Source organism: Streptomyces sp. SID13666 (assembly GCF_010548325.1).
Classification (GTDB): Bacteria; Actinomycetota; Actinomycetes; order Streptomycetales; family Streptomycetaceae; genus Actinacidiphila; species Actinacidiphila fildesensis.
Genome location: NZ_JAAGLX010000039.1, coordinates 51947 through 77215 on the forward strand (window position 1 = coordinate 51947; position 25269 = coordinate 77215).

At 72.1% G+C, this 25269-nt stretch carries 28 protein-coding genes; 11 read left to right on the forward strand and 17 right to left on the reverse strand.

From position 1 onward, the window contains the following. Nucleotides 1-8: 8 nt before the first annotated feature. From G3I60_RS34035 to hisI, 4 genes are all read right to left on the reverse strand, one after another. A complete protein-coding gene (locus tag G3I60_RS34035; RefSeq protein ID WP_164296059.1) occupies nucleotides 9-1832 on the reverse strand; it encodes a putative T7SS-secreted protein in 1824 nt (607 codons plus the stop codon). Further along, complete coding sequence (locus tag G3I60_RS34040; protein ID WP_164296058.1) at nucleotides 1829-2479, reverse strand: hypothetical protein; 651 nt, start codon at nucleotides 2477-2479, stop codon at nucleotides 1829-1831. The genes G3I60_RS34035 and G3I60_RS34040 overlap by 4 nt, the downstream gene beginning before the upstream one ends. Continuing rightward, the gene (locus tag G3I60_RS34045; protein WP_138356922.1) at nucleotides 2476-2775 is read right to left on the reverse strand and encodes a hypothetical protein; all 300 of its coding nucleotides are present in this window, start codon (nucleotides 2773-2775) and stop codon (nucleotides 2476-2478) included. Before G3I60_RS34045 ends, G3I60_RS34040 begins: the two co-directional genes overlap by 4 nt. A 141-nt stretch (nucleotides 2776-2916) precedes the next feature. Beyond that, nucleotides 2917-3300 carry a phosphoribosyl-AMP cyclohydrolase gene (hisI, locus tag G3I60_RS34050; protein WP_164296057.1) on the reverse strand — a complete coding sequence of 128 codons (384 nt, stop codon included), beginning with the start codon at nucleotides 3298-3300 and terminating at the stop codon, nucleotides 2917-2919. A 351-nt stretch (nucleotides 3301-3651) separates the two neighbouring features. Here hisI and G3I60_RS34055 point away from each other — a divergent pair, with 351 nt between their 5' ends. Together G3I60_RS34055 and G3I60_RS34060 are read left to right on the forward strand one after the other, a co-directional pair. Further along, entirely contained in the window at nucleotides 3652-4332 is a 681-nt protein-coding gene (locus G3I60_RS34055) for a hypothetical protein (protein WP_138356924.1), read from the forward strand. Nucleotides 4333-4365: 33 nt separating this feature from the next. Then, entirely contained in the window at nucleotides 4366-4998 is a 633-nt protein-coding gene (locus G3I60_RS34060; protein ID WP_164296056.1) for a TIGR03085 family metal-binding protein, read from the forward strand. A 40-nt stretch (nucleotides 4999-5038) separates the two neighbouring features. Here the strand turns inward: G3I60_RS34060 and G3I60_RS34065 are convergent, their stop codons facing one another. Further along, nucleotides 5039-5926, reverse strand: coding sequence for a LysR family transcriptional regulator (locus G3I60_RS34065; protein ID WP_164296055.1), 888 nt, complete (start codon nucleotides 5924-5926; stop codon nucleotides 5039-5041). A 94-nt stretch (nucleotides 5927-6020) separates the two neighbouring features. On the opposite strand from G3I60_RS34065, the gene G3I60_RS34070 reads away from it, so the two are divergent. From G3I60_RS34070 to G3I60_RS34080, 3 genes are read left to right on the forward strand one after another with little or no spacing between them, the layout of a single operon-like run. Next, entirely contained in the window at nucleotides 6021-6725 is a 705-nt protein-coding gene (locus G3I60_RS34070) for a succinate dehydrogenase cytochrome b subunit (protein ID WP_164296054.1), read from the forward strand. Nucleotide 6726: 1 nt separating this feature from the next. Next, a complete protein-coding gene (locus G3I60_RS34075) occupies nucleotides 6727-8673 on the forward strand; it encodes a fumarate reductase/succinate dehydrogenase flavoprotein subunit (RefSeq protein ID WP_164296053.1) in 1947 nt (648 codons plus the stop codon). Further along, the gene (locus G3I60_RS34080) at nucleotides 8670-9413 is read left to right on the forward strand and encodes a succinate dehydrogenase/fumarate reductase iron-sulfur subunit (RefSeq protein WP_138356929.1); all 744 of its coding nucleotides are present in this window, start codon (nucleotides 8670-8672) and stop codon (nucleotides 9411-9413) included. The genes G3I60_RS34075 and G3I60_RS34080 overlap by 4 nt, the downstream gene beginning before the upstream one ends. Nucleotides 9414-9426: 13 nt before the next feature. Here G3I60_RS34080 and hisF read toward each other — a convergent pair whose 3' ends face one another. From hisF to hisD, 8 genes are read right to left on the reverse strand one after another with little or no spacing between them, the layout of a single operon-like run. Further along, nucleotides 9427-10182, reverse strand: a complete 756-nt coding sequence (gene hisF, locus G3I60_RS34085) for an imidazole glycerol phosphate synthase subunit HisF (protein ID WP_138356930.1) — start codon at nucleotides 10180-10182, stop codon at nucleotides 9427-9429. Further along, nucleotides 10179-10586, reverse strand: coding sequence for a RidA family protein (locus G3I60_RS34090; protein WP_138356931.1), 408 nt, complete (start codon nucleotides 10584-10586; stop codon nucleotides 10179-10181). The genes hisF and G3I60_RS34090 overlap by 4 nt, the downstream gene beginning before the upstream one ends. Then, a complete protein-coding gene (gene priA, locus G3I60_RS34095) occupies nucleotides 10583-11314 on the reverse strand; it encodes a bifunctional 1-(5-phosphoribosyl)-5-((5-phosphoribosylamino)methylideneamino)imidazole-4-carboxamide isomerase/phosphoribosylanthranilate isomerase PriA (RefSeq protein WP_138356932.1) in 732 nt (243 codons plus the stop codon). Before priA ends, G3I60_RS34090 begins: the two co-directional genes overlap by 4 nt. Before the next feature lie 22 nt (nucleotides 11315-11336). Then, nucleotides 11337-11972, reverse strand: coding sequence for an imidazole glycerol phosphate synthase subunit HisH (hisH, locus tag G3I60_RS34100; protein WP_138356933.1), 636 nt, complete (start codon nucleotides 11970-11972; stop codon nucleotides 11337-11339). Nucleotides 11973-11981: 9 nt separating this feature from the next. Next, a complete protein-coding gene (locus G3I60_RS44755; RefSeq protein WP_187144832.1) occupies nucleotides 11982-12134 on the reverse strand; it encodes a hypothetical protein in 153 nt (50 codons plus the stop codon). Then, on the reverse strand, nucleotides 12131-12724 hold the full coding sequence (hisB, locus tag G3I60_RS34105; RefSeq protein ID WP_138356934.1) for an imidazoleglycerol-phosphate dehydratase HisB: 594 nt from the start codon (nucleotides 12722-12724) through the stop codon (nucleotides 12131-12133). Before hisB ends, G3I60_RS44755 begins: the two co-directional genes overlap by 4 nt. After that, nucleotides 12721-13848 carry a histidinol-phosphate transaminase gene (locus G3I60_RS34110; protein WP_343241466.1) on the reverse strand — a complete coding sequence of 376 codons (1128 nt, stop codon included), beginning with the start codon at nucleotides 13846-13848 and terminating at the stop codon, nucleotides 12721-12723. The genes hisB and G3I60_RS34110 overlap by 4 nt, the downstream gene beginning before the upstream one ends. Further along, nucleotides 13845-15161, reverse strand: coding sequence for a histidinol dehydrogenase (hisD, locus tag G3I60_RS34115; protein ID WP_164608118.1), 1317 nt, complete (start codon nucleotides 15159-15161; stop codon nucleotides 13845-13847). The genes G3I60_RS34110 and hisD overlap by 4 nt, the downstream gene beginning before the upstream one ends. 132 nt (nucleotides 15162-15293) lie before the next feature. On the opposite strand from hisD, the gene G3I60_RS34120 reads away from it, so the two are divergent. The 3 genes from G3I60_RS34120 to ybaK all read left to right on the forward strand — a co-directional run bounded on the left by G3I60_RS34120 (nucleotide 15294) and on the right by ybaK (nucleotide 18273). Next, nucleotides 15294-16862, forward strand: coding sequence for an oxidoreductase (locus G3I60_RS34120; RefSeq protein WP_164296050.1), 1569 nt, complete (start codon nucleotides 15294-15296; stop codon nucleotides 16860-16862). Between the two features lie 106 nt (nucleotides 16863-16968). After that, nucleotides 16969-17691 (forward strand): LON peptidase substrate-binding domain-containing protein, encoded by a 723-nt coding sequence (locus G3I60_RS34125; protein ID WP_138356962.1) that lies wholly within the window; start codon nucleotides 16969-16971, stop codon nucleotides 17689-17691. Between the two features lie 75 nt (nucleotides 17692-17766). Then, complete coding sequence (ybaK, locus tag G3I60_RS34130) at nucleotides 17767-18273, forward strand: Cys-tRNA(Pro) deacylase (protein ID WP_138356937.1); 507 nt, start codon at nucleotides 17767-17769, stop codon at nucleotides 18271-18273. Nucleotides 18274-18482: 209 nt separating this feature from the next. On the opposite strand, the gene G3I60_RS34135 is transcribed toward ybaK, so the two are convergent. The 4 genes from G3I60_RS34135 to G3I60_RS34150 form a co-directional block, all read right to left on the reverse strand. After that, nucleotides 18483-19280, reverse strand: a complete 798-nt coding sequence (locus tag G3I60_RS34135; RefSeq protein WP_343241465.1) for a hypothetical protein — start codon at nucleotides 19278-19280, stop codon at nucleotides 18483-18485. 69 nt (nucleotides 19281-19349) lie between these two features. Beyond that, nucleotides 19350-20084: an ABC transporter permease gene (locus G3I60_RS34140; protein WP_232484834.1), complete on the reverse strand. Its 735-nt coding sequence runs from the start codon at nucleotides 20082-20084 to the stop codon at nucleotides 19350-19352. Between the two features lie 157 nt (nucleotides 20085-20241). Continuing rightward, nucleotides 20242-21210: an ABC transporter ATP-binding protein gene (locus G3I60_RS34145; protein ID WP_138356963.1), complete on the reverse strand. Its 969-nt coding sequence runs from the start codon at nucleotides 21208-21210 to the stop codon at nucleotides 20242-20244. A 161-nt stretch (nucleotides 21211-21371) separates the two neighbouring features. Then, complete coding sequence (locus tag G3I60_RS34150) at nucleotides 21372-22640, reverse strand: NYN domain-containing protein (RefSeq protein WP_164296049.1); 1269 nt, start codon at nucleotides 22638-22640, stop codon at nucleotides 21372-21374. 210 nt (nucleotides 22641-22850) lie between these two features. Between G3I60_RS34150 and G3I60_RS44760 the strand changes: the two genes are divergently transcribed. From G3I60_RS44760 to G3I60_RS34160, 3 genes are all read left to right on the forward strand, one after another. Next, nucleotides 22851-23012, forward strand: a complete 162-nt coding sequence (locus G3I60_RS44760) for a hypothetical protein (RefSeq protein ID WP_187144835.1) — start codon at nucleotides 22851-22853, stop codon at nucleotides 23010-23012. A gap of 329 nt (nucleotides 23013-23341) precedes the next feature. Beyond that, on the forward strand, nucleotides 23342-24658 hold the full coding sequence (locus tag G3I60_RS34155) for a DUF2252 domain-containing protein (RefSeq protein WP_164296048.1): 1317 nt from the start codon (nucleotides 23342-23344) through the stop codon (nucleotides 24656-24658). Between the two features lie 59 nt (nucleotides 24659-24717). After that, on the forward strand, nucleotides 24718-25269 hold a 552-nt coding region (locus G3I60_RS34160), incomplete at its 3' end, for a hypothetical protein (protein WP_164608120.1).

Consider the following 25269-nt stretch of genomic DNA (forward strand, 5'->3'; position numbering starts at 1 on the left):
CTCTTCGCTCACCTGCTCGGCTCGGTGATTCTGGCGCCGTGGACCGCTCCTTGGGTGATCCCGCCGACGATGGTGATACCGCCCCGGGCCGTAGCGGCCGTGACGTTGTTGGTCAGGATGGGCGAGCCGGGCACCCGGTCGAAGTTGTTCAGCGGGATGTTCTGCCCGGGACCGACCGTGGCGACACCGTTCGGCGCGACCGGCAGGACGTTGCCGCTGTGGTCGATGACCGAGATGGCGCCGGAGTCGATGTGCGACATCACGTCGGGAACGAAGTACTGCGGCAGGCCGCCTCCTCCGAACTGCGGGTTGGCGTTCGCGTAGGCGCCGGCCGCCGGCACGTCGGAGTTGAACCGCAGGGTGACGCCCTCGGTCCGGTACTCATGCAGGATGAAGCCGCCCTTGTCGGACGGTCCTACTTGAACTCCCTTGCTGATCTCGGTGGAATCCGCGCCCAGGGACGCCATCGTCCCCTCCGGCATCACGAATCCGGTGATGCGCGGGTGCAGCGCCTCCGTGTTGGTGCCTGCCGGGATGACGGTGTCGTGCCACAGGTCGATCCCCGGGTAGCCGCCCGAGCCCTGCCAGGCGCGCGCTCCCTGGGACGGCAGTTCCGACGCCGCCTGGGTGCCGCCGCGCCAGCCCTGGAGGCCCTCGGAGAGGCTGGACCGGAACGAGCCGAAGAGCCCCGCCCCGTCACCGAAGCCGGCCCCGAACCCGGTCAGCGCGCCGGAGGCCCCGTACCGCAGCTCGGTGGCCATCGACGTCAGCTTGCCCAGTGCGGTGAACGGCAGGGCGCGCAGCAGTCCCGGGATGGCCGAGCGGCCCTTCCACAGGGCCATCGCGCCGGTGCCGATGCCCTTGATCGCACCCCATCCGGCACCCAGCAGATGGCTGCCCACGCCGAGCAGCCCCTCGGCCGCGAAGGCGCCCTTCAGCGCGCCCAGCGAGGTGAGGCCCTTCGTCATGGGAATGCAGCTCAGCGCCGCGAGGGCCACATCCCACAGGGTCGCTTTCCCCTGGGTGTACTTGGCGATGGTGTCCGCGAGCACCAGCAGTGCCGCCGCGAAGACGATCCACGCGATCGGGCCGCCGATGATGAGCGCGATGATGCCGCCGACCGCGACCACGATCTTCGCGACGACGATGAGGCCGTTCCACGCCTTGGCGGCGAGGTCCCCGAGCTTGTGCCAGAACGAGTCCGGCGGGATGCCCGCGTCGGCGGCCTCGTGCAGTGACCTGCTCGCGGTGTCGGCGGCGGTGTTCCGCAGCTCCGCCGCCTGCCCGGCGAGCCGCTTGGCGGCGTCCAGCTGCGCCTGGGGGCCGCTGAGCTGCGACTGCAGGGACGTGACCTGGCCCTGGGCGGCGGTGTGCTTGCGGGCCTGCTCCTTGACCTGGTCGGGGTCGGGCGGGGCGACCGCCTTGTCCAGCGTCGTGAGCGAGCCGTGGGCCGTGACGAGCTGCGCGTGCAGGCTCTTCACCTGGTCGTAGACCTGGCGGCCCTGGGAGAGCGCCCGGTCCGCCTGGCTCTGCGCCGAGTCGAGGGACGTCGCGTAGCCGTCGAGTGCGTCGGCGGCCAGGTGGTGGGAGTGCGCGACCTTGTCGAGCTGCCCGGGGAACTTGCCGATCGCCTCCTTGAAGACGTCACCGGCGGCGCCCACCCACGTCATCGTCGCGTGGTCACCGGCGAGGGCCCGGACGTTGCGGGACGCGGCCTCCGCGTCGTCGGCGATCCGGCGGGTGGTGGTGGCGAGTTGGCGGACCCGGAAGACGTCCCCCGGGGTCGGGTCCTCGTGCAGGTCGAGGATGTACCAGTCGGCCGGGCGGCTCACGATGTGGTCTCCACGAGGTCGGCTGCGCGGAACAGGCGGAAGGTGGAGCTGATCGCGTCGAAGACGTCGAGCAGCGCCGGCGCCACCTCCACGGCGGGACTGCTGCACGAGACGATGGCGACGCGGTTCACGTCCCGCAGCGGTACGAAGGTCTGCATGGTGACGACGCGCATCGGGCGGCCCGACTCGTCCTCGATGTCCTCGACCCCGTGGCTGCGGGCGGCGGGCCCGGCGTCCGGGAGTTCGACGGTGGACAGCTCGGTCCAGGTGTCGCCCTCGGCCTTGGCCGTCTTCGCGGTGAGCGGTGCGAGCAGCGGGGACAGCCGGTCCTCGGCGTCGCTGCTCGCGTCGGCCGGGCCGGCGACGAAGGAGACGGTGACGCAGGCGGGCAGCAGGCCGTCCGCGACCGATTCCGCCATCACCGCGCAGTAGACCGCGCCGGCGTTCCAGGCGGCCGCCGCCTGGTTGCGCAGCAGCCGGACGATGTCGGAGCGGCGCTCGCGCAGTTCGGGCAGATCGGTGAGGCGCCGGCTGACGAGGTCGGCCGCCGAGGCGGCGCGGGTCGCGGGGCGGACGTCGACCTCGAACCAGCTGCCGGGGACGCGCAGGGTGTAGCCGACGCCCGTGTCGAACCTGGGGCCGCTCACTGCGGTGCCTTGGTGCCGTCGCGCAGCTGCTTGGCGAGGTCCTCGTCGACCTTGGTGTAGGCCTTCACGGCCTCGGTGACCATGGAGGACAGGACGCCGGCCGTGTTCTCGACATGGCCGCGCCCGTCGCGCCAGCGCTTCTCGAAGTGGTGCATCGCGTCGCGGACCCGGCCGTCGCCGTAGTCGGAGTCGAAGGAGTCGATCACCGAGTGGCTGGATTCGAGCCCCTGTTTGATCCGGGTGAGCTGGCCGGTGAACGCGTCCAGTGCCCCCAGGTCGTACCCCAGGTCCGTCATCGAACCCTCCCATCGATCCGCGGACCGACAGCTTGCCACAGTGGCCGATAACGTTTACGGCCAGGCCGGAAGGTCACCGGGATGGTGGGACGGACGAGGGCGGACCGGGACGGACGAGGGCGGAACCCCCGCATCAGGGGGTCAGGGGCCCAGCGGCAGCGGGTCGGCGTCGAAGCAGGTGCGGTCGCCGGTGTGGCAGGCGGCACCGGTCTGGTCGACCTTGACGAGCAGGGTGTCGCCGTCGCAGTCGAGGGCGACGGACTTGACGTGCTGGACGTGCCCCGAGGTGTCGCCCTTGACCCAGTACTCGCCACGGCTGCGGCTCCAGTACGTGCAGCGGCCGGTGGTGAGCGTGCGGTGCAGCGCCTCGTCGTCCATCCAGCCGAGCATGAGCACCTCGCCGGTGTCGTACTGCTGCGCGATGGCGGGGACGAGCCCGTCGGCGGTGCGCTTGAGGCGGGCGGCCACGGCCGGGTCGAGCGGGGAGGACGGGGACGCGGGAGACGGTGCGGCGGTGTCGGGCATGCCTCTATTGTGCCGCCGGTCCTTCCGGCCTTTTGCGCCGCCCAAAAGGTGCGTTCGGTGATGAACGCGGCAGGTTCACCGACCTTGATTCCCTAGTCGCTCGCTGTTGTCACCCGTATGGGGCATCCTTCGTGCATGGGTTTTCCTCCGCCTCCGCCGAACGGTCAGCCGCCACCAGGGCAAGGTGGCGGCTTCGGTCCGCCGCAGAACTTTGGTCCGCCGACACCACCTCCTCCGCCGGGTGACGGCTACGGCTATCCGCAAGGCGGCCAGGGCGGTTACGGATATCCGCAGGGTGGTGGCCAAGGAGGCCAGGGCGGCTACGGCCCGCCCGGTCCTCCCGGACCGCCGGTGCCCCCCGGCGGCTACGGCTATCCGCCGGGTGGCGGCGGCTATCCTCCGCCGCCCGGTGGCGGCAACAACAACGGCCGGAACGCGGCGATCGCGATCGGTGCGGTGGTCGTCGTCGGGGCGATCATCGGCGGCATAGTCCTGGCCAGCAGCGGTGGCGACGACAAGAAGCCGGACGCGCTGACGAGCTCCAGCTCGTCGTCGTCCACCTCCGCGTTCCCGACGCCGACGGTGACGCTGCCGACCGACCTGCCGACGCTCGACATTCCCACCGACCTGCCGACCACCGGCTCCACCAGCAGCAGCCCGACCCCGGACCTGGTGCCGTACGTCGTGCTGAACCCGGGCAAGTGCTTCGACCACCCCGGCCTGGACAGCAGCGTGTCCGTCGTCACGACCCGCTCGTGCAGTTCGCCGCACGACGGCGAGGTCGTCGCGAACGAGACCCTGACCGGCAGCTTCACCACCGAGACCGAGCTCCAGAGCAAGGTACTGAAGCTGTGCGAGCCGGACGCCAAGAAGCGTCTCGCCCGTATCCCGGCCGACGGCAAGACCTACTACTACTACGCGCTGTACCCGTCGCTCATGACGTACCAGATCCAGAAGAAGGACACGATCTCCTGCTCGCTGACCCTCAGCAACAAGGTCGACGGGAAGAAGCTCACCAAGGCCCTGCCGTAGCCGCGCGGCGAGGAGTGGACCTAACCTGACGTCATGTCGACTCATGCGCAGCGTGAACGTCTGCTCCTCGCCGATCTGCTGGAGAGCGCCGGGGCGGGTGCTCCGACGCTCTGCGACGGCTGGACCGCCCGCGATCTGGCCGCGCACGTCGTCATCCGCGAACGCCGCAGCGACGCCGCCGCCGGGATCGTGATCCCGCAGCTCGCGGCCCGGATGGAGCGCGTCCGGCAGGAGTTCGCGCGGAAGCCGTTCGAGGAGCTGGTGCAGCTCATCCGCACCGGGCCGCCGCGGATGTCGCCGTTCTCCCTCAAGCAGGTCGACGAGGCGGCCAACACCGTCGAGTTCTTCGTCCACGCCGAGGACGTCCGCCGCGCCCAGCCGGAGTGGACTCCCCGCGAGCTGGACAGCGTCTTCTCCGACGCCCTCTGGAAGCGCCTGGAGCGCATGGCCCGGGTCGCGGGCCGCAGGTCCCCGGTCGGGCTGGTCCTGCGCCGCCCCGACGGCCAGACCGCCGTCGCCCACAAGGGCACACCGGTCGTGACGGTCACCGGTGAACCGGGCGAGCTGACGATCTTCGCCTTCGGCCGCCAGGAGGCGGCGCGGGTCGAGACCGAGGGCGACAAGGCCGCCGTGGCCAAGGTGTACGACACCAAGCTCGGCCTCTAGGGCGGGTCCGTCGCGCAGCCGTCGGCGGGGCCGGAAGCAGTCACCGGTCCCGTGTGGCGTCCAGCAGGATGCGGCGCAGTTCGCGGGCGGCGCGGGGCGGGGAGACGTCGCCGCGGTGCGCGACGGAGATGGTGCGGTGCAGGCCCGGGGCGGCGAACGGGGTGATGCGCAGGCCGGAGCGCTCCGCGACCATGCTGGGGACCACGGCGAGGCCCAGGCCGGCCCGGACGAAGCCGAGAACCGCGTCCATCTCACCGCCCTCGACGGAGAAGGACGGCTCGAAGCCGGCCGCCCGGCAGGCCGCGAGGGTGTACTCCCGCAGGTCGTAGCCACGGCGGAACATCACCATCGGACGGCCGCGCAGGTCCTCGATCCGCAGCTGCTTGCGGCGCACCGGAGCGGGATCGGCCGGCGAAGAGACCGTCACCAGCTCCTCGCGCAGGAGCTCCTCGGTGGCCAGGGCGGGGGCCTGGACGGGGAGCGGAGTGATGATCAGGGCGAGGTCGAGCTCCCCTGCGGCCAGTACCCGCACGAGGTCCTGCGAGCCGTCCTCGTGGACCACCAGGTCGACACCGGGGTACCGCCAATGGAAGTCCTTCAGGACATCGGGGACCAGGCTGGCGCACAAGCTCGGCGGCGCCCCGAGCCGCACCCGGCCGCGCTGGAGGTGGGCCACCTCCTGGACCTCGCGGCGCGCGGTCTCGGCGTCGGCGAGGATCCGGCGGGCCAGCGGCAGCAGGACCTCCCCCGCGTCGGTGAGGGTGATGTGGCCCCGGGCGCGGTGGAACAGCTCGGCGCCCAGTTCCCGTTCCAGCGCCCGGATCTGCTGCGACAGCGACGGCTGGGCCACATGGACGCTCTCGGCGGCGCGGGTGAAGTGCCGCAGGTCCGCGACGGCGGCGAAGTACTGGAGCTGGTGCAGCTGCATGGTGCCAGCCTAGATCGCCGCATAGGCATTGCCTATCGAAAGCAGCCACATCATGTCTTGGACGGATGGCGGCGCCCGGCCTAGCGTCCTGTCCATGGCACTGGCGACACGTACGGAACGGCGACCATCCCCCGCGGCGGCCCTGTGGCGTTCGACCGTCGGCAAGAAGGCGGTCATGGCCGTCACCGGGGTGGCGATGCTGCTGTTCCTCGTCGGGCACATGCTCGGCAATCTGAAGATCTTCTTCGGCGCCCCGGAGTTCAACGCCTACGCGGCCTGGCTGCGCACCATCGGCGATCCCGTGCTGCACTACGGCTGGTTCCTGTGGCTGATGCGGCTGGGCCTGGTGGCGGCCGTCGTGTTGCACGGCGTCGCGGCGTACCAGCTGAGCCGGCGGGACCGGGCCGCCCGGCCCGCGAAGTACGCCCACCGGCGGCAGCGCGCCAGTTACGCCACCCGCACCATGCGCTGGGGCGGCGTGATCCTCGCGCTGTTCATCGTCTGGCACATCCTGGACCTGACGACGCTGACGGTGAATCCGCGCGGCCAGGCGCACCACCCCTACGAGAACATCGTCGCCGACTTCCGCAACTGGTACGCCGATGTCTTCTACATCGTGGCGATGCTCGCCCTCGGCCTGCACATCCGGCACGGCTTCTGGAGCGCCGCGCAGACCCTCGGCGCCAACAACGCCCGGCGGGATCGCGCGCTGAAAGCCCTGGCCAACGCCCTGGCGCTCGTCCTGACCTGCGGATTCATCGCCGTGCCCGTTGCCGTCATGACTGGAGTCGTGAGCTGACATGACCGACTACTCGCGCTGGACCACCGGCGAACCCGTCGTCGACACCAAGGCCCCCGAAGGCCCGATCGCCGAGCGCTGGGACCGCCGCCGCTTCGAGGCGAAGCTGGTGAACCCGGCCAACCGCCGCCGGCACACCGTCATCGTGGTCGGCACCGGGCTGGCCGGCGGCGCGGCCGGCGCCACGCTGGCCGAACAGGGCTACCACGTCGTGCAGTTCTGCTATCAGGACTCGCCGCGCAGGGCGCACTCCATCGCCGCGCAGGGCGGCATCAACGCCGCCAAGAACTACCGCAACGACGGCGACTCGGTGCAGCGGCTGTTCTACGACACCGTCAAGGGCGGTGACTTCCGCGCCCGGGAGTCCAATGTGCACCGCCTCGCGCAGGTGTCGGTGGAGATCATCGACCAGTGCGTCGCCCAGGGCGTCCCGTTCGCCCGCGAGTACGGCGGTCTCCTCGACACCCGCTCGTTCGGCGGCGTCCAGGTGTCGCGGACCTTCTACGCCCGCGGGCAGACCGGCCAGCAGCTGCTGCTCGGCGCGTACCAGGCGCTCACCCGGCAGATCGCGGCCGGCACGGTCGAGATGCACGCGCGGACCGAGATGCTCGATCTGATCGTGGTCGACGGCCGGGCGCGCGGCATCGTCGCCCGCGATCTGGTCACCGGCCGCATCGACACCTACTTCGCGGACGCGGTGGTGCTCGCCTCCGGCGGCTACGGCAACGTCTTCCATCTGTCGACCAACGCCAAGAACTCCAACGCCACCGCCATCTGGCGGGCCCACCGGCGCGGCGCGTACTTCGCCAATCCCTGCTTCACCCAGATCCACCCCACCTGCATCCCGCGCTCCGGCGACCACCAGTCGAAGCTGACGCTGATGAGCGAGTCGCTGCGCAACGACGGCCGGATCTGGGTCCCGAAGGTGCGGGGCGACGAACGCCCGCCGAACGCGATCCCGGAGGAGGAGCGGGACTACTACCTGGAGCGGCTCTACCCGGCGTTCGGCAACCTGGTGCCCCGCGACATCGCCTCGCGCGCCGCCAAGAACGTGTGCGACGAGGGGCGCGGCGTCGGACCCGGCGGGCAGGGCGTCTATCTGGACTTCGCCGACGCCATCGCCAGGACCGGCCGCGCCGCGGTGGAGGAGAAGTACGGCAACCTCTTCGAGATGTACGCGCGGATCACCGCCGAGGACCCGTACGGGGCGCCGATGCGGATCTATCCCGCGATCCACTACACGATGGGCGGCCTGTGGGTCGACTACGACCTGCAGACCACGGTGCCCGGTCTCTTCGCCATCGGCGAGGCCAACTTCTCCGACCACGGCGCCAACCGGCTGGGCGCCAGCGCCCTCATGCAGGGCCTGGCCGACGGCTACTTCGTCCTGCCGGCCACCCTCAACGACTATCTGGCCCGGCACCCGCACGACACCGTGGACCCCGCGCATCCGGCGGTCGCCGAGGCCGTCGCCGACACCGAGGACCGGCTCAACCTGCTGCTCGCCGTCAACGGCGACCGCACCCCCGAGTCCTTCCACCGCGAACTGGGCGAGCTGCTCTGGGACGAGTGCGGCATGGCCCGCACCGAGACCGGGCTGCGCAAGGCCCTGAACCGCATCCCGCAGCTGCGCGACGAGTTCTGGCGCCGGGTCAGGGTGCCGGGCTCCGGCGCCGACCTCAACCAGTCGCTGGAGCAGGCCAACCGCATCGCCGACCATCTGGAACTCGCCGAGCTGATGTGCCTGGACGCCCTGCACCGCGCCGAGTCGTGCGGCGGCCACTTCCGCGAGGAGAGCCAGACCCCGGACGGCGAGGCCGCCCGCGACGACGAGTCCTTCGCGTACGCCGCGGCCTGGGAGTTCACCGGTATCGGCCGCGCCCCCGTCCTGCACCGCGAAGACCTGGTCTTCGAGCACGTCCACCCCACCCAGCGGAGCTACGCGTGAAACTGACCCTGCGCATCTGGCGGCAGACCGGCCCCGACGAGCCGGGCCGGATGACCACCTACGACGTCACCGGCATCTCCCCCGACATGTCGTTCCTGGAGATGCTGGACCATCTGAACGAGGAGCTGATCCTCGCCGGTGACGAGCCCGTCGCGTTCGACCACGACTGCCGCGAGGGCATCTGCGGCGCCTGCGGCATGGTCATCAACGGCCGGGCGCACGGCCCCGAGCGGACCACCACCTGCCAGCTGCACATGCGGCACTTCACCGACGGCGACACCATCGACGTCGAGCCGTGGCGCGCCGCCGCCTTCCCGGTGGTCAAGGACCTCGTCGTCGACCGGTCCGCGTTCGACCGCATCATCGGCTCCGGCGGCTACATCACCGCGCCCACCGGTGCCGCCCCGGAGGCGCACGCCACCGCGGTGCCCAAGCCGGTCGCCGACACCGCCTTCGAGCACGCCGAGTGCATCGGCTGCGGCGCCTGTGTGGCGGCCTGCCCGAACGGCTCGGCGATGCTCTTCACCTCCGCGAAGGTCGTCCACCTCAACGTGCTGCCGCAGGGGGCGCCCGAGCGCGAGTCCCGGGTGCTGGACATGGTCGGGGCCATGGACGCCGAGGGCTTCGGCGGCTGCACCAACACCGGTGAATGCGCCACGGCCTGCCCGAAGGGCATCCCGCTGCCGTCCATCGCGGCGATGAACCGCGAGTACCTGCGGGCGCTGAGCAAGGGCAGGTGAACGGACGGACTCCTCAGCGGACGGGGTGACCGGCCTCGCGCAGCGCGTTCTTGACGTCCCCGATGCGCAGGTCCCCGAAGTGGAAGACCGATGCCGCCAGCACCGCGTCGGCGCCGACCGCCACCGCGGGGGCGAAGTCGGCGAGCTTGCCGGCGCCGCCGGAGGCGATGACGGGGACGGTGACGTGCTTGCGGACGGCCTCGATCATGGCGAGGTCGTAGCCGTCCTTGGTGCCGTCGGCGTCCATCGAGTTCAGCAGGATCTCCCCGGCGCCCAGTTCCGCGGCCCGGTGCGCCCATTCGACGGCGTCGATACCGGTGCCCTGCCGGCCGCCGTGCGTGGTGACCTCGAACCCGCCGGACGCGTTCCGCCGGGCGTCGACGGAGAGCACGAGCACCTGTCGGCCGAAGCGCTCGGCGATCTCCCGGATCAGGTCCGGGCGGGCGATGGCGGCGGTGTTGACGCCGACCTTGTCCGCTCCGGCGCGCAGCAGCTTGTCGACGTCGTCCGTGGTGCGGACGCCACCGCCGACGGTGAGCGGGATGAAGACCTGTTCCGCGGTACGGCGCACCACGTCGTAGGTGGTCTCGCGGTCGCCCGAGGAGGCGGTGATGTCGAGGAACGTCAGCTCGTCCGCGCCTTCGGCGTCATAGAGCTTCGCCATCTCGACGGGGTCGCCCGCGTCCCGCAGGTTCTGGAAGTTGACGCCCTTGACGACCCGGCCGTTGTCCACGTCCAGGCAGGGGATGACTCGGACCGCGAGGGTCATTCAGGGGCTCCTCGATACGCTTCGACCTCGACCTCGACCAGCACCCGCGAGTCGACGAAGCCGTTGACGACGACCATCGTCGCGGCCGGCCGTACATCGCCGAACAGTTCCTTGTGGGCGCGGCCGACATCCTCCGCGTCCCGGGCGTGGCTGAGGTACATCCGGGTGCGGATGACGCTGTCGGCCCCGAGGCCGAACGGCTCCAGCGCGGCGATCGCGTTGCCGAAGGCGAGCAGCGTCTGCTCGTACGGGCTTCCCTCGCCCCGCACCACACCGCCGACCAGTGGCATGGTGCCCGCGACGATGACCCGGTCCCCGGCCGCGACGGCACGGGCGAAGCCCATGGTCTCCTCCCAGGGGCTGTGGTCGGACTGCACGCGGCGAACTGCGGGGGATTCGGTCATCGTGAAACGGCCTCCAACGCCTCTTCCAAGGTGAACGCCTTGGCGTAAAGGGCCTTGCCCACGATGGCGCCTTCGACACCTTCGGGTACCAACGTGGCGATCGCGCGCAGATCGTCGAGCGACGAGACGCCACCGGACGCGACGACGGGCTTGTCGGTGGCGGCGCACACGTTCTTCAGCAGTTCCAGGTTGGGTCCCTGGAGGGTGCCGTCCTTGGCGATGTCGGTGACGACGTACCGGGCGCACCCTTCGGAGTCCAGCCGGGCGAGCGTCTCGAACAGGTCGCCGCCGTCGCGGGTCCAGCCGCGGCCGCGCAGGGTGGTGCCGCGGACGTCCAGGCCGACCGCGATCCGGTCGCCGTACTCGGCGATGACCTTGGCGACCCACTCGGGCGTCTCCAGGGCGGCGGTGCCGAGGTTGACGCGGGTGCAGCCGGTGGCCAGTGCCGCCGCGAGCGACGCGTCGTCGCGGATGCCGCCGGACAGCTCGACCTTGATGTCCATCGATCCCGCGACCTCGGCGATCCGCGCCCGGTTGTCACCGGTGCCGAAGGCCGCGTCCAGGTCCACCAGGTGCAGCCACTCGGCGCCCGCCTGCTGCCAGGCGAGGGCGGCGGCCAGCGGGTCGCCGTAGGACGTCTCGGAGCCGGACTCGCCATGGACGAGGCGGACGGCCTGGCCGTCGCGGACGTCGACGGCGGGAAGGAGTTCGAGGCGGTTCGTAGCCATAGGAAGTGACGTCCTAGAGGTTCTAGAGGTGGTCGAGCCAGTTGGTCAGCAGCTGGGCACCGGCGTCGCCGGACTTCTCGGGGTGGAACTGGGTGGCCCACAGCGGGCCGTTCTCCACGGCGGCGACGAACGGTTCGCCGTGCGTGGCCCAGGTGACCTTCGGGGAGCGGATATGGGGGTTGGTGACCTCCAGCTCCCACTCCCGCACCGCGTACGAGTGCACGAAGTAGAAGCGGGCGTCGGCGTCGAGACCGGCGAACTGCCGGGTGTCCTCGGGCGCCTTGACCGTGTTCCAGCCCATGTGCGGGACGATCGGGGCCTGCAACGGCTCGACCGTGCCGGGCCACTCGTCGCAGCCCTCGGTCTCGGTGCCGTGCTCCACCCCGCGCGCGAACAGGATCTGCATCCCGACGCAGATCCCCATCACGGGCCGGCCGCCGGACAGCCGCCGGCCGATGATCCACTCACCGCGGACCGACTTCAGCCCGGCCATGCAGGCGGCGAACGCCCCGACGCCGGGCACCAGCAGCCCGTCGGCGTTCATGGCCCGGTCGAAGTCACTGGTGATCTCGACGTCGGCGCCGACGTGCGCCAGCGCGCGCTCGGCCGAGCGGACGTTGCCGAATCCGTAGTCGAGGACAACCACGCTCTTGCTCATGGCGGCCCCCTACAGCGACATCAGGCCGGCACCGAACGCCATGAGCGCGCCGATGCCGAGCAGGACGATGACGCCCGTCGGAAGCTTCTGCTTCCAGAAGGAGTAGACGCCGCCGGCGAGGAAGAGCCCGAGGACGATGTAGACGGTCGATGCGGTGTTCACAGTGCGCCCTTGGTCGAGGGGAGGATGCCGGCCGCGCGCGGGTCACGCTCGGAGGCGTACCGCAGGGCGCGGGCCAGGGCCTTGAACTGGCACTCCACGATGTGGTGCGCGTTGCGGCCGTACGGGACGTGGACGTGCAGCGCGATCTGCGCCTGCGCGACGAAGGACTCCAGGATGTGCCGGGTCATCGTCGTGTCGTACGAGCCGATCATGGGAGCCATGTTCTCGGGCTCGGTGTGCACCAGGTAGGGACGGCCCGACAGGTCCACGGTGACCTGGGCGAGCGACTCGTCCAGCGGCACCGTGCAGTTGCCGAAGCGGTAGATCCCGACCTTGTCGCCGAGCGCCTGCCGGAAGGCGGCGCCGAGCGCGAGGGCGGTGTCCTCGATGGTGTGGTGGGTGTCGATGTGCAGGTCGCCCTCGGTCTTGACCGACAGGTCGAAGAGTCCGTGGCGGCCGAGCTGGTCGAGCATGTGGTCGTAGAAGCCGACACCGGTGGATACGGAGACGTCGCCCCTGCCGTCCAGGTCGATCTCGACGACGACGGACGTTTCCTTGGTGGTGCGTTCCACACGGCCCACGCGGGTCATACGGTCTCCTTCTGCATTGCGCGAACCGCGTCCAGGAACGCGTCGTTCTCCTCCGGGGTGCCCGCGGTGACCCGCAGCCATCCCGGTACACCGTTGTCGCGGACGAGCACGCCGCGGTCGAGGATCGCCTGCCAGGCGGCGTGGCTGTCCGCGAAGCGGCCGAACTGCACGAAGTTCGCGTCCGAGTCCGTGACCTCGCAGCCCAGGGCGCGCAATTCGGTGACCAGTCGGTCCCGCTCGGCCTTGAGCTGCTCGACGTACCCCAGCAGCGTATCGGTGTGCTCCAGCGCCGCGAGCGCGGTGGCCTGCGTGACGGCCGACAGGTGGTACGGCAGGCGCACCAGCTGGACGGCGTCGACGACGGCCGGGTCCGCGGCGAGGTAGCCGAGCCGCAGCCCTGCCGCGCCGAACGCCTTCGACATGGTGCGGCTGACGACCAGGTTCGGCCGGCCCTCGATGAGCGACAGCAGCGACGGCCGGTGCGAGAACTCGACGTACGCCTCGTCGACGACGACCAGCGACGGCCGGGCGGCCTGCGCGGCCTCGTACAGCGCCAGTACGGTGTCGGCTTCGACGGCCGTGCCGGTGGGGTTGTTCGGCGAGCAGATGAAGACGACGTCCGGCCGGCGCGCGGCGATCTCCGCCACGGCGGCGTCCACGTCGATGGTGAAGTCCGCGCGGCGCGGCCCGGAGATCCACCCGGTGCCGGTGCCGCGCGAGATCAGCGCGTGCATCGAGTACGAGGGCTCGAAGCCGATCGCGCTTCGCCCGGGGCCGCCGAAGGTCTGCAGCAACTGCTGGATGACCTCGTTCGAACCGTTGGCCGCCCACACCTGCTCTTTGGTGACCCCGTGGCCGGCGGTGCGGCTGAGGTACGCGGCCAGCTCGGTGCGCAGCTCCACCGCGTCCCGGTCCGGGTAGCGGTTCAGCGCCCTGGCGGCCTCGGTGACCCGCTCGCCGATCCGCCGCACGAGGGCCTCGGGCAGCGGGTACGGGTTCTCGTTGGTGTTCAGCCGCACCGGGACGTCGAGTTGCGGCGCGCCGTAGGGGGTCTGGCCGCGCAGCTCGTCACGGATGGGCAGATCGTCGATGCCGATGCCGATGCCGGAGCCCGTGCGGGTCACTGGGGCACCTGCCAGTCGAAGCGGGCCCGGAGCGCGGCGCCGTGCGCGGGCAGGTCCTCGGCGTCGGCGAGCGTCACCACGTGGTGGGTGACCTCGGCGAGCGCGTCGCGGCTGTAGTCCACGACGTGGATGCCGCGCAGGAACGACTGCACGGACAGGCCCGAGGAGTGGCAGGCGCAGCCGCCGGTGGGCAGAACGTGGTTCGAGCCGGCGCAGTAGTCGCCGAGCGAGACCGGGGCGTACGCGCCGACGAAGATCGCGCCGGCGTTGCGGACCCGGGCGGCGACGGCGGCGGCGTCCGCGGTCTGGATCTCCAGGTGCTCCGCGCCGTAGGCGTCGACGACGGCGAGGCCCTGGTCGATCGTGTCGACCAGCACCACGGCCGACTGCCGGCCGGCCAGCGCGGCCAGGATGCGCTCGCTGTGCTTGGTGACACCGACCTGCGCCGCCAGCTCCTTCTCGACCCGCTCGGCCAGCTCCACCGAGGTGGTGACCAGCACGGCCGCCGCCAGGGTGTCGTGCTCGGCCTGGCTGATCAGGTCGGCGGCGACGTGCACCGGGTCGGCGGTGGCGTCGGCGAGGACGGCGATCTCGGTCGGACCGGCCTCGGCGTCGATACCGATCCGGCCCTTGAGCAGCCGCTTGGCCGACGCGACGTAGATGTTGCCGGGACCGGTGACGAGGTTGACCGGACGGCACTCCTCGGTGCCGTACGCGAACATCGCGATGGCCTGGGCGCCGCCGGCGGCGTAGACCTCGTCCACGCCGAGCAGCGCGCAGGCGGCGAGGATCGTCGGGTTGGGCAGGCCGCCGAAGTCCTTCTGCGGGGGCGACGAGACGGCGATGCCCTCGACGCCGGCCTCCTGGGCCGGGACCACGTTCATGACGACGGACGACGCGTAGGCGGCCAGTCCGCCCGGCACGTACAGCCCGACGCGCTCGACCGGCACCCAGCGCTCGGTGACCGTGCCACCGGGCACCACCTGCACCGTCGTGTCGGTGCGGCGCTGCTCGTGGTGCACGATCCTGGCCCGCCGGATCGACTCCTCCAGGGCGGCGCGGATCTTCGGGTCCAGCTCCTCCAGGGCGGTCGCCAGTGCCACCGCGGGCACCCGGACGCGCTCCAGGGTGACGCCGTCGAACTTCCGCGCGTAGTCGATCAGCGCCGCGGTCCCACGATGGCGTACGTCCTCGCAGATGGGCCGTACCTGGTCCAGGGCGGCTTCCACGTCGAACTCGGCTCGGGGCAGCAGGTCGCGGTCGATGCCGTCCTCCGGGAAGGCGGCACCACGCAGATCGATTCGGGAGATCACCCTGTCAAGTGTAGAGAACGCTGTTCTCAGCCGTTCTCCGGTTCCACTCCCTGATACGTCCCCGGCCGGTGATCACGCCGGGCTACGGTTCCGTGTGTCGCACGGTGCGACACGGAACCGGGAGGGGACGCGGTGACCGAGCCGTCGGGGATCAGGGCGCCGGGTGACTGGACCGAGCCGGAGAAGGATCTGTGGACCGCCTTCCGCCGGGGTGTGGTGCACGATCTGCGCACCGGCATCCCCGAGCGGGACGACCCGGCCACCGACCGGGCCTGGGGCCCGGAGCGGACGGTACGCGCCGAGGTGATCGCCACGCTCCTGCTGGACGGGCCGCCCGCCGAGCCCGGCCGGGTCGCGTGCGTCAAGCTCTCCGGGGCCCGGATCAGCGGCCAGCTGAATCTGTCGGGCGGCCAGGTCACCCCGTACGTGGAGATGCACGACTGCCACTTCGACCAGCAGATCCTGCTGCCCGAGTGCCAGTTCACGACGCTGCGCATGGTGCACTGCTCGATCCCCCGCCTGGAGGCGGCCCGCCTCACCACCACCGGTGATCTGCATCTGCCGCAGTGCTCCATCGAGGGCGGCATACGGCTCACCGACGCGCACATCGGCACCGATCTGCTGCTCAACCAACTCACGGTGGGCCGCGACCGGCACGGCCGGGCGATCGCCGCCGACGGGCTCAGCGTCGCCCAGGACGTCGAGGCCGAGCTGATGGACGTGACCGGCGAGATCAGCCTGCGCAGCGCCCGCATCGGCGGGCGGCTGAGCCTGCGCGGCAGCCTGCTGCACAACCCCTACGGCCGTTATGCGCTGAACGCCGCGCGGGTCACCGTCGAGCACACCCTCTATCTGAGCGCCGGCTGGATGGCCACCGGCGGGGACAGCGGCGGCACCCCGCCGGCCGGGGTGCGGACCCGCAACTTCAGCTGCGAGGGCGCGGTCCGGCTGGACGACGGCCGGTTCGGCAACGCGGTGATCATCACCCGGGCGCGGTTCCGGCTCACCGGCTCCCAGCAGCTGTCGCTGCGGCGGATCCAGACACCGGAACTGCGCTTCACGCTCAGCCAGCCGCCGACCGGCACCGTCTCACTGGCCGGCGCCCGGGTGGGCAACCTCACCGACACCCGGCAGAGCTGGCCGGAGTCCGGCGGCCTGGACCTGGCGGGCTTCAGCTACACCACGCTCAGCCCGGCGGGGGCGTTCCCGCTGCGCGACCGCATCGCCTGGCTGGCCGCCGCCACCCCCGAGTACAGCCCGGAGCCGTACGAGCACCTCGCCGCGGCGCTGCGGGCCGGCGGTGAGGACTCCGACGCGCGCGAGGTGCTGCTCGCCAAGCAGCGGCGCCGCCGTGAGGCGCTGCCGCTGGCCGGCACGCTGTGGGGGTATCTCCAGGACATGACCGTCGGCTACGGGTACCGGCCGGGCCGGGCCGCCGTGTGGATGGCGGTGCTGTGGGCGATCGGCGCCACCTTCTTCAGCCTTCACGCGCCGCCGGCGCTGAAACCGGACGAGGCCCCGCACTGGAGCGCCCCGCTGTACGCCCTGGACCTGCTGCTGCCGGTCATCGACCTGGGCCAGGACAGCGCGTGGAAACCGTCCGGCGGCGCGCAGTGGGCGGCCACCGTCCTCGTCCTGCTGGGCTGGATCCTGGCCACCACCGTCGCGGCGGGCGCCTCCCGGCTGCTGCGCAGGGGCTGACCGGGGGCCCGGGCGTGTCGTTACGGGGACGGTACGGAGCGACCCGGTGAAGCTTGCGCGGCGAAAGCACCCCGTCCGGCGACCGGAGCAGCACGTACGCTGTCCGATTGTGACCGCTCGCCTTCCGCTCTTCCCGCTGAACTCGGCTCTTTTCCCGGGTCTCGTTCTGCCCCTGCACATCTTCGAGGAGCGGTACCGCGCGCTCGTGGGCGATCTGCTCGCGCTGCCCGAGGACGCCCCGCGCCGCTTCGCCGTGGTCGCCATCAAGGACGGGAACGAGGTGGCACCGACCGGCCCGGACGGGGTGGACACCACCGCCGGGGCCGGGCTCGGCCCCGATCCGGCCAAGTCGCTGTTCCAGGTCGGGTGCATCGCGGAGGCCGCCACCATCGGGGAGCGCGAGGACGGCGGCTTCGAAGTGGTCGCCACCGGCACCACCCGCTTCCGGCTGCTGTCGGTCGACGCGTCAGGTCCGTATCTGACCGCCGAGGTGGAGGAGCTGCCGGAGGAGCCGGGCGAGGGCGCGGGCACGCTGGCCGCCGGTGTCGCCAGGGCCTTCCGTACCTATCAGAAGCGGCTCGCCGGAGCGCAGGACCGCACCCTGGTCGCGGTGCAGGAACTGCCCGACGACCCGTCCGTGCTGTCCTATCTGGTGGCCGCCGCGACGATCTTCGAGACCTCGGCCAAGCAGCTGCTGCTGGAGGCGCCGGACACCGCGGCCCGGCTGGCGGCCGAACTGCCGCTGCTGCGCCGCGAGGCCGCCGTCATCGGCAAGCTCCCCTCGCTGCCCGCCGTCGACCTGACCCGTCAGCCGGCCAGCCTCAACTGACCGCGGGGCCGTCCGGAGCAACCGGAGCAACCGGCAGGGACCACCGACAGGACCATGGATCGGAGACGGCACGTCATGGCCAGGAAGTCCAAGGCGACCACCGGCGGCACCCCCGCCACCGTCGCGCTGGAGCAGGACGGCGCCGCCTTCACCGTCCACGCCTATGCCCACGACCCGGCGGCCGCCTCGTACGGCGGCGAGGCCGCCGAGGCGCTGGGCACGGCTCCCGAGCGGGTGTTCAAGACACTGGTCGCCGATGTCGACGGGGCGCTGACCGTCGCCGTGGTCCCGGTCGCCGGCTCGCTCGACCTCAAGGCGCTCGCGTCCGCGGTCGGCGGCAAGCGCGCCGCGATGGCCGACCCCGCGGCGGCCGAACGCACCACGGGTTACGTGCTGGGCGGCATCTCCCCGCTGGGCCAGCGCAAGCGGCTGCGCACGGTCGTGGACGTCTCCGCCCTGACCCACACCACGGTGTTCGTCTCGGCCGGCAAGCGCGGCCTGGAGGTCGAACTCGCCCCGCAGGACCTGGTCCGGCTCACCACCGCGATCACCGCGCCGGTCGCGCGGATCCAGCCGATTTAGCGGAACCCCGCAGTCCTTCTGGACGATTGCGCCCGATGCGCGCACGGTGTCCCGGACGGAGCACCCGCGACGAGGGGAGCCGACACCATGTCCCGACGCACCCGCATGCGGAAATGGCGGATCAGGAAGCGCCGCGCCAACCACGGCCGGCGCCCGGCCTAGGGCGTCTGGCCCAAGGCGGCGCCCGGCCTAGGGCCAGACGACAGGCCCTAGAACGCAGGGCCCCCGCGTTCAGGGCTCCCGTGCTCAGGACCCCGTTGCCAGGGATCCTGCTCGCCGGATCCCTGGACGGGCGGGTTCCGGTCGGCCGGGTTCCGGTCGGCCGGGTTCCGGTCGGCCGGCGGCGCGAACGGTCCCTGGCCCGGAGCGGGGTGGGGCGCCGGGTGCGGTGCCGGATAGGACGTGTCCCACGACTGCGGCTGCTGCGGTTCCCGCGGCCCGAAGGCGGACGTCAGACAGAGGTGTACGAGCATGGCCGCGGCCGGCCAGGCGACGAGGGCGCCCTTGGCGCGCAGCCGCAGCGGGCCGTCGAAGACGACCTTCGGGCCGACCTCCTTGGCATGGGCGATCAGGTCGCTCGTCGGGCCCAGCCAGACCCCGAGGCGCCAGGCGAGCACCGAGCCGAGCAGCCCGCCGACCGCCAGGCCGAGAACGACCCCGATGCCGCCGCGCCGCCGGCGCCAGAAGACCAGGGCCGCCGTCACCGCGCCCATGGCGAGTCCCAGCAGCACGAAGGTGCCGTCCGCTCCGACCGCTTCCTCGCCCTCGCTGTCCCTGAGGTAGATGGCCTTGCCGTCGGAGACCATCGGGATGAGGGGCGCGAGCCACAGCCACAGCAGCCCGAGCACGACCCCGGTCACCGCCACCGCGACGGCGACCAGCGCGCCTTCCCGCAGTTCGGCGGTGAAGGCCGCACGTCCATCCTTCGATACGTCGCCGGAGAACGCCGCGCCCGGGTACTTCGGCAGGGGCGGCGGCTGGTCGTGCGGCGTCAGGGGTGCGGTCACCCGCCCATCGTGCCAGGTCATGTGTTCGCCCGCTTCACCGCGGGCTCGCCGACGGGTCCACCGGCGGGTTCACCGGCAGGCGGCCCGGCGGTACGCCCAGGTCGCGGCGGCCAGCGACACCACGCCGACGGCCGCGCACACCGACAGATCCGCGCCCACCATGACCCAGTCCGGATGCGGGTCGAAGGTCCGGGCGAAGGCCTCCACGCCGTACGTGGACGGCAGCAGGTCCCGGACGAGACCGATCGGCGCGGGCATGTTCCCGGCCGGCAGCACGCCCAGCAGCAGCGCCGCCGACATGCCCAGCTGACCGAAGAGCGTGGCCAGTTCCTGCTTGGGCGCCAGCAGCCCCAGCGCCGCGCCGAGTCCGGCGAGCGCGGCCCCGGCGAGCGGGATGACCGCCGCCAGCACCCACAGGTTCACCAGCGGCAGCTGGAAGAGCACGCATCCGGTGACCGCCGTGGCGATCGTGCCGGGCACCGTGAACGAGGCGTACGCACCCGCCGCGCCCAGCACCACCGCCGCGGGCGGCACCGGCAGCGTCGCGTAGTGGTCGAGGCCGCCGGAGGCGCGCAGCTGGCCGAAGTACTGGGCGAGCAGGTTGAGCGCGACGAAGGCCACCACCAGCACGCTGGACCCGGCGACCACCGCGCGCGCCGCCTCGGCGTCGCCGCCGTCGACGACCCCGCGCAGCATCACCATGATGCCGACCGATTGGAACGTCGCCACGAACAGCAGCGGGATCCGCGCCACCCGGGCGCGCGACAGCTGCGCCCGGTACACGGCGCCCAGCGCGGGCAGCAGCCGGGCGCGCGGCGCGAGCGGCGCGGCGGCCGGGTCCGCGCGGACGGCCGGGACGGTGCCGGGCGTGGCGCCGGTCGTGCCCGGGACCACGGGCGCGGCCGCGCTCACCGGGCGCCCCGGGGCGTACGGCGGTGCGGAAGCCCGTCGCAGGCAGACGTCATGCCTTGACCAGTCCCTTCTGACGGCCGCCGAGGGCCAGGTACACGTCTTCGAGGCTCGGGGTGGCGAGCGTGAAGTCGTCGAGTGCGGCGAAGGCCTGGCCGCCGGTGATCTCGGCGATCACGGCCCGGGCCCGCGCCTGCGGAAGCCGGAGCGTCCAGCGGCGGCCGGAGATCTGGGCGGCGGGGCGCAGCGCGGCCACCTCGGGCAGGTGCAGTGGCGGCTCGTCGCGCCACACGAGGTCGAGCCTGACCTCGTCCGCGACGAGCACCTTGAGCCCGGCCGGGGTGTCACACGCGATGACCCGCCCGTTGTCCATCACCGCGACCCGGTCGAGCACGGTCTCGGCCTCGATGACGTTGTGGGTGACCAGCACGACCGTGGCCCCGTGCTCGGCGCGGCGGCGGTCGACCGCGGCCCACACCGCCCGCCGGGCGACCGGGTCCATGCCGGTGGTCGGCTCGTCCAGGACCAGCACCTGCCGCTCCCCCACCAGCGTCGCGGCGAAGCACGCCAGCCGCCGCTGGCCGCCGGAGAGCCGCTTGATGGCCCGTCCCGCCAGCTCGGTGAGGCCCAGTTCCGCCAGCACGGCGTCGCGCTCGGCCCGCGCGGTGCGCGCGTCCAGGCCGCGCAGCCGGCCGGTGGTCTCGGCGGCCAGTGAGACGGTCAGCTCGTCCAGGGCGGTGGATTCCTGCCCGAGGTAGCCGATCAGCCGGGAGGCGCGTTCCGGGTGGCGTACGAGGTCGTGCCCGAGCATGCCGATGGCGCCGGAGTCCGGCCGCAGCAGCCCGGTGAGCTGGCGGACGAGGGTGGACTTCCCGGCGCCGTTGGGTCCGAGCAGACCGAAGATCTCGCCGCGCCGGATGTCGAGGTCGATGCCGTCGCTCGCGCGGACAGCAGGGGTCGCGGCGCCTCGCCGGCCACGTCCGGCCGGGTAGGTCTTGACCAGCCCGCGTACGGCGATCACCGCATCGCGGGCGGTGGCGGCTGTGCTGGGCGCCGCCTGCTCCGTGCCCGTACTCACGAGGATCGAGAGTACGCGTCGCGGCGCCCGGTCCGCGCCTCGGGTCCGGTTCTGCCCTCAAATGCCGGACCGGCACGCACCGGTCCCGACCCCGTGTTTACGCCCTAATCACCCGCGGGGGCGTGTTCGGCGACCGTGCGGGCGTCGACCTCGCGCCAGAAGCCCGCCCGGATGGCGTACCGGTCGTGCTCGTCGATCTGGTCGTCCTTGTGCGCGAGCAGTCCGAAGCGCGCGGCGTAGCGCAGCAGCTCGCCGTCGATGCGGTGCGGCACCCGCGGGTAGTGCGTGGACAGGGCCTGCAGGTGGGCGGCGTCGGTGAGGCGGGCGATCCAGCGGCGGGCGAAGACCTGGCCGACCTCGAAGGGGTCGCCGCTGACGGCGGTGATGTCGGCCTCGCGGTCCGCCCAGCGCTGTTCCGCGCTGGTGAGCAGGGCGAGCGTCGGCAGGCCGCTGGTGTCGGGTACGTCAGGGCCGTTGCCGGGGCCGCGTTCCGACCAGGTCTTGTCGGATGACCACCGGAGCGTGGCGTTGGGGACGGGGTGCGGGACCGGTGCCTGCTGGACGCGGCCGAGCCCCGCGAGGTCCTTGGGGGTGGGCACCCCCTTGGCGGCGGCGGCAGCGGCGGCGGCCGCGTCGGGGTGCTCGGTGCCGGCGGGTGCCGGGGCCGAGCCGTTCTTCGCCGGGTGGGAGCCGGGGCGGGCCTCGGGGTGGGCGTCCGGGTGTCCGGTGCCGGCACCCGCGGAGCCCGAGGGCTCGGGCAGCGGCGCGGACAGGATCGCCTGGATCTCGGGGCGCGGGGTGGGCGGCGCGCAGACGCCGGCGACCTCACGGGCCCGGATCGCCCGGGTGATCCACTCGCGGTCCAGCACCCGGCGCTCGTCGGCCTCGGCCACCAGGTCCTCGGACTGGTTGTAGTCCCCGTCGGCGGCCTGCACGGCCCACAGGTGGACGGCGACGCCGTGTTCCTTCGCGGACATCATGCCGGGCAGCAGATCGCCGTCACCGGTCACCAGCACCACGTCGGAGCAGGCCCGGTTGCGGGCGAGCTCGGAGAGCTCCGCGTGCATGGCGGCGTCGACGCCCTTCTGCGCCCAGCGGCCGTCGGTCCGGGTCAGCGCGCCCAGCCGGACGGTGACGCGCGGCATGACGCGCAGCCGCCGGTGCTCCGGCTGCGGGACCCGGTCGGGGGCACCGTCGAACCAGTAGATCCGCAGCAGCGGCTGCCCGGTCTCCAGCTCCGCGCGTTCGCGGAGGCCGGCGACCACGGCGGCGTGGTCGACGGTGATTCGCGACCGGGAAGGTTCACCGGCCAGAAGGCTCGCCGCGGCGCCCAGGAGATATCCGGCGTCCACCAGGACAACGCAGCGGTCCATGTTGCACCTCTTCCGGTCGTCCCCCGGCACGGATTTTCCCCGAGTCTGCCCCAATATCGGGACGTTATAAGCCGGAACTCGATCATCGGCGTGGCGGTTTCCGAAATTAAGGGGGTCCTCCCCCACCACCTGCCCGAAATGCGCGCTTCGTACTCGCGTGCAAGCCTGATAGCGGTTCAACGTCCGAGATCCCCTATAGGAGGGACGATCGTGGGTAAGAACAAGAATCGCGAGCGCAAGGCCCAGGAGCAGGAACGCAGCCAGGCTGCGGAGGCCCAGGAGCAGGCGAAGAGCACCGCCGCCCAGGAGCAGGTACTTCCGACCTCGGGGCAGGTCTCCCGCCGCCAGCAGAAGAGGTTCGGTCACAACTGATCACAGGCCGGTCGCACGCGACCGGCCCGGAGCGGTGGCACCCCCGGGCCCTGGGGTGCCACCGCTCCTCCTGGTTCTCCGGCCGGCTCCGCGATCGGCACCGCGGCCCGCCCTTCAGGGAACGCACGATCGAATTCCCTGTCCCCGGCATATTCGATGCCGGTATGCGCCACGTATCGCGATATCCGGCCCCGGGTATTTGCGGACGGGTAATTCCCCTCCACTGCCGCCTCTCCCGGTGTGCCGTCCCGCCCCCGCCGGCCGTCGGCCCGCCGCGTAGGCTCGCCCGTTGAAAGATCTCCGGCACGAGCCCTGGAGGGGCGGCAGCGATGCCCATCGCACACACCACCGACGAGCAGCGCGGTGCGAAGATCCTCGACGTCTTCGGCACCGCTTTCGGCGAGCTGCTGGCCGCCGATCCGGCCGCGTTCCGCGTCAAGTTCCGCAAGATGGCCGCGTCCGCGTTCGCGTTCTACCGGGGCACGGCGTGCCTGTTCTACTCCGATCTGGAGGACGGCAAGGACAGCGGGCCGTATGTGAACCAGCGCACCGGCCGGGTGTGGATCCACGGCGACCTGCACGCCGAGAACTTCGGCACCTACATGGACGCCAACGGCCGGCTGGTCTTCAACGTCAACGACTTCGACGAGGCCTACGTCGGCCCGTTCACCTGGGACCTGAAGCGCTTCGCCGCCTCCGTCGCCCTCATCGGCTACACCAAGGCGCTCGGCGACGACACGATCAGCGCCCTGGTGCGCACCTACGCCGCCGCCTACCGCGCCCGCATCCGCGAGCTGTCCAAGGACGAGAGCCTGCCACCGCTGACCCTGGACAGCGCGCAGGGCCCGCTGCTCGGCGCCCTGCGGCACGCCCGCTCGCAGACCCGCTTCGGACTGCTCGACTCCATGACCGAGGTCCGCGACTGGGACCGCCGCTTCCGGCCCGGCGGCGGCGCCATCGAGCTGGACGAGGCGACGCGCGAGAAGGTGCTCGCCGCCTTCGGCGGGTATCTGGAGACCCTCCCCGAGGCCAGCCTGGTCCGCCCGGACAGCCACCGCGTCAAGGACGTCGTCGGCCGCCGCGGCATCGGCATCGGAAGCGCCGGGCTGCCCTCGTACAACCTGCTGCTGGAGGGCACCACCGACGCGCTGGAGAACGACGTCGTGATCTACATGAAGCAGGGGCAGACCCCGGCGGTCTCCCGGCACATCACCGATCCGGCGGTGCGCGGCTACTTCCGGCACGAGGGCCACCGCACGGTGATCTCCCAGCGCGCCCTGCAGGCGCACGCCGACCCGTGGCTGGGCTGGACCGAGCTGGACGGCGTCGGGCAGCTGGTCGCCGAGGTCTCCCCGTACGCGGTGGACCTCGACTGGTCGGACCTCGACGACCCGGCGCAGATCGAGGCCGTCGTCGCCGACCTCGGCCGGGCGACCGCCGCGATGCACGCCGCCGCGGACGACGAGAGCGGCCACTCGCTGGTGCCGTTCTCCACCGAGGACGCCATCAACGAGGCCATCGAAGGGGACGAGGAGGGCTTCGCCGCGATGCTGGTGGACTTCGCCCACTCCTACGGCGCCCGGGCCCGCGCCGACCACCAGATCTTCGTCGACCTGTTCCGCAACGGCCGGATCCCGGGCCTTTAGTCACACAGGTTGGGGTCCCTTAGGTCCCACCTACTTATCGGCATGGCACACTCTCCGCCATGAAGGACATACGACCACCGCTGAGGGCGCTGCGTGCCGCGCTCTTCGCGGCGTTGTGCGTCACTCTCTCCTCCACCTCGCACGTACTGATGTCGCACACGCCCCTGCCGCTGGTCACGGTGGCGGGGGCCTACGGCGCCGTCTTCGCGCTGGCCTACGCGCTCGGCGGCCGGGAGCGCGGCTTCTGGCCCATCGCCGGGCTGCTGGTGCCGCTGGAACTGGCGGTGGACACGCTGTTCACCGCAGGTCAGCACACCTGCTACGGCCCCGGCGGCGGACCGGTCACCGGCTCCTGGCGCTCCCTGAACGAGGCGCTGCTGTGTCACGGCGGCCAGGTCGGCAGCCCGCTGGCGGCCGTCCCCGGGGCGCCCGCCGCCACCGATCCGACGACCGGCCCGTGGCTGCTGCTCGCGACACACATCACCGTGGGCCTGCTCGCCTCCTGGTGGCTGCGGCGCGGCGAGGCCGGTCTGCAGCGCGTCGTGCGCGCGATGGCCGCCGCCGCGTTCCGGCCGCTGCTCGTCGCGCTCGCCGCGCTGCTCACCCGGGCC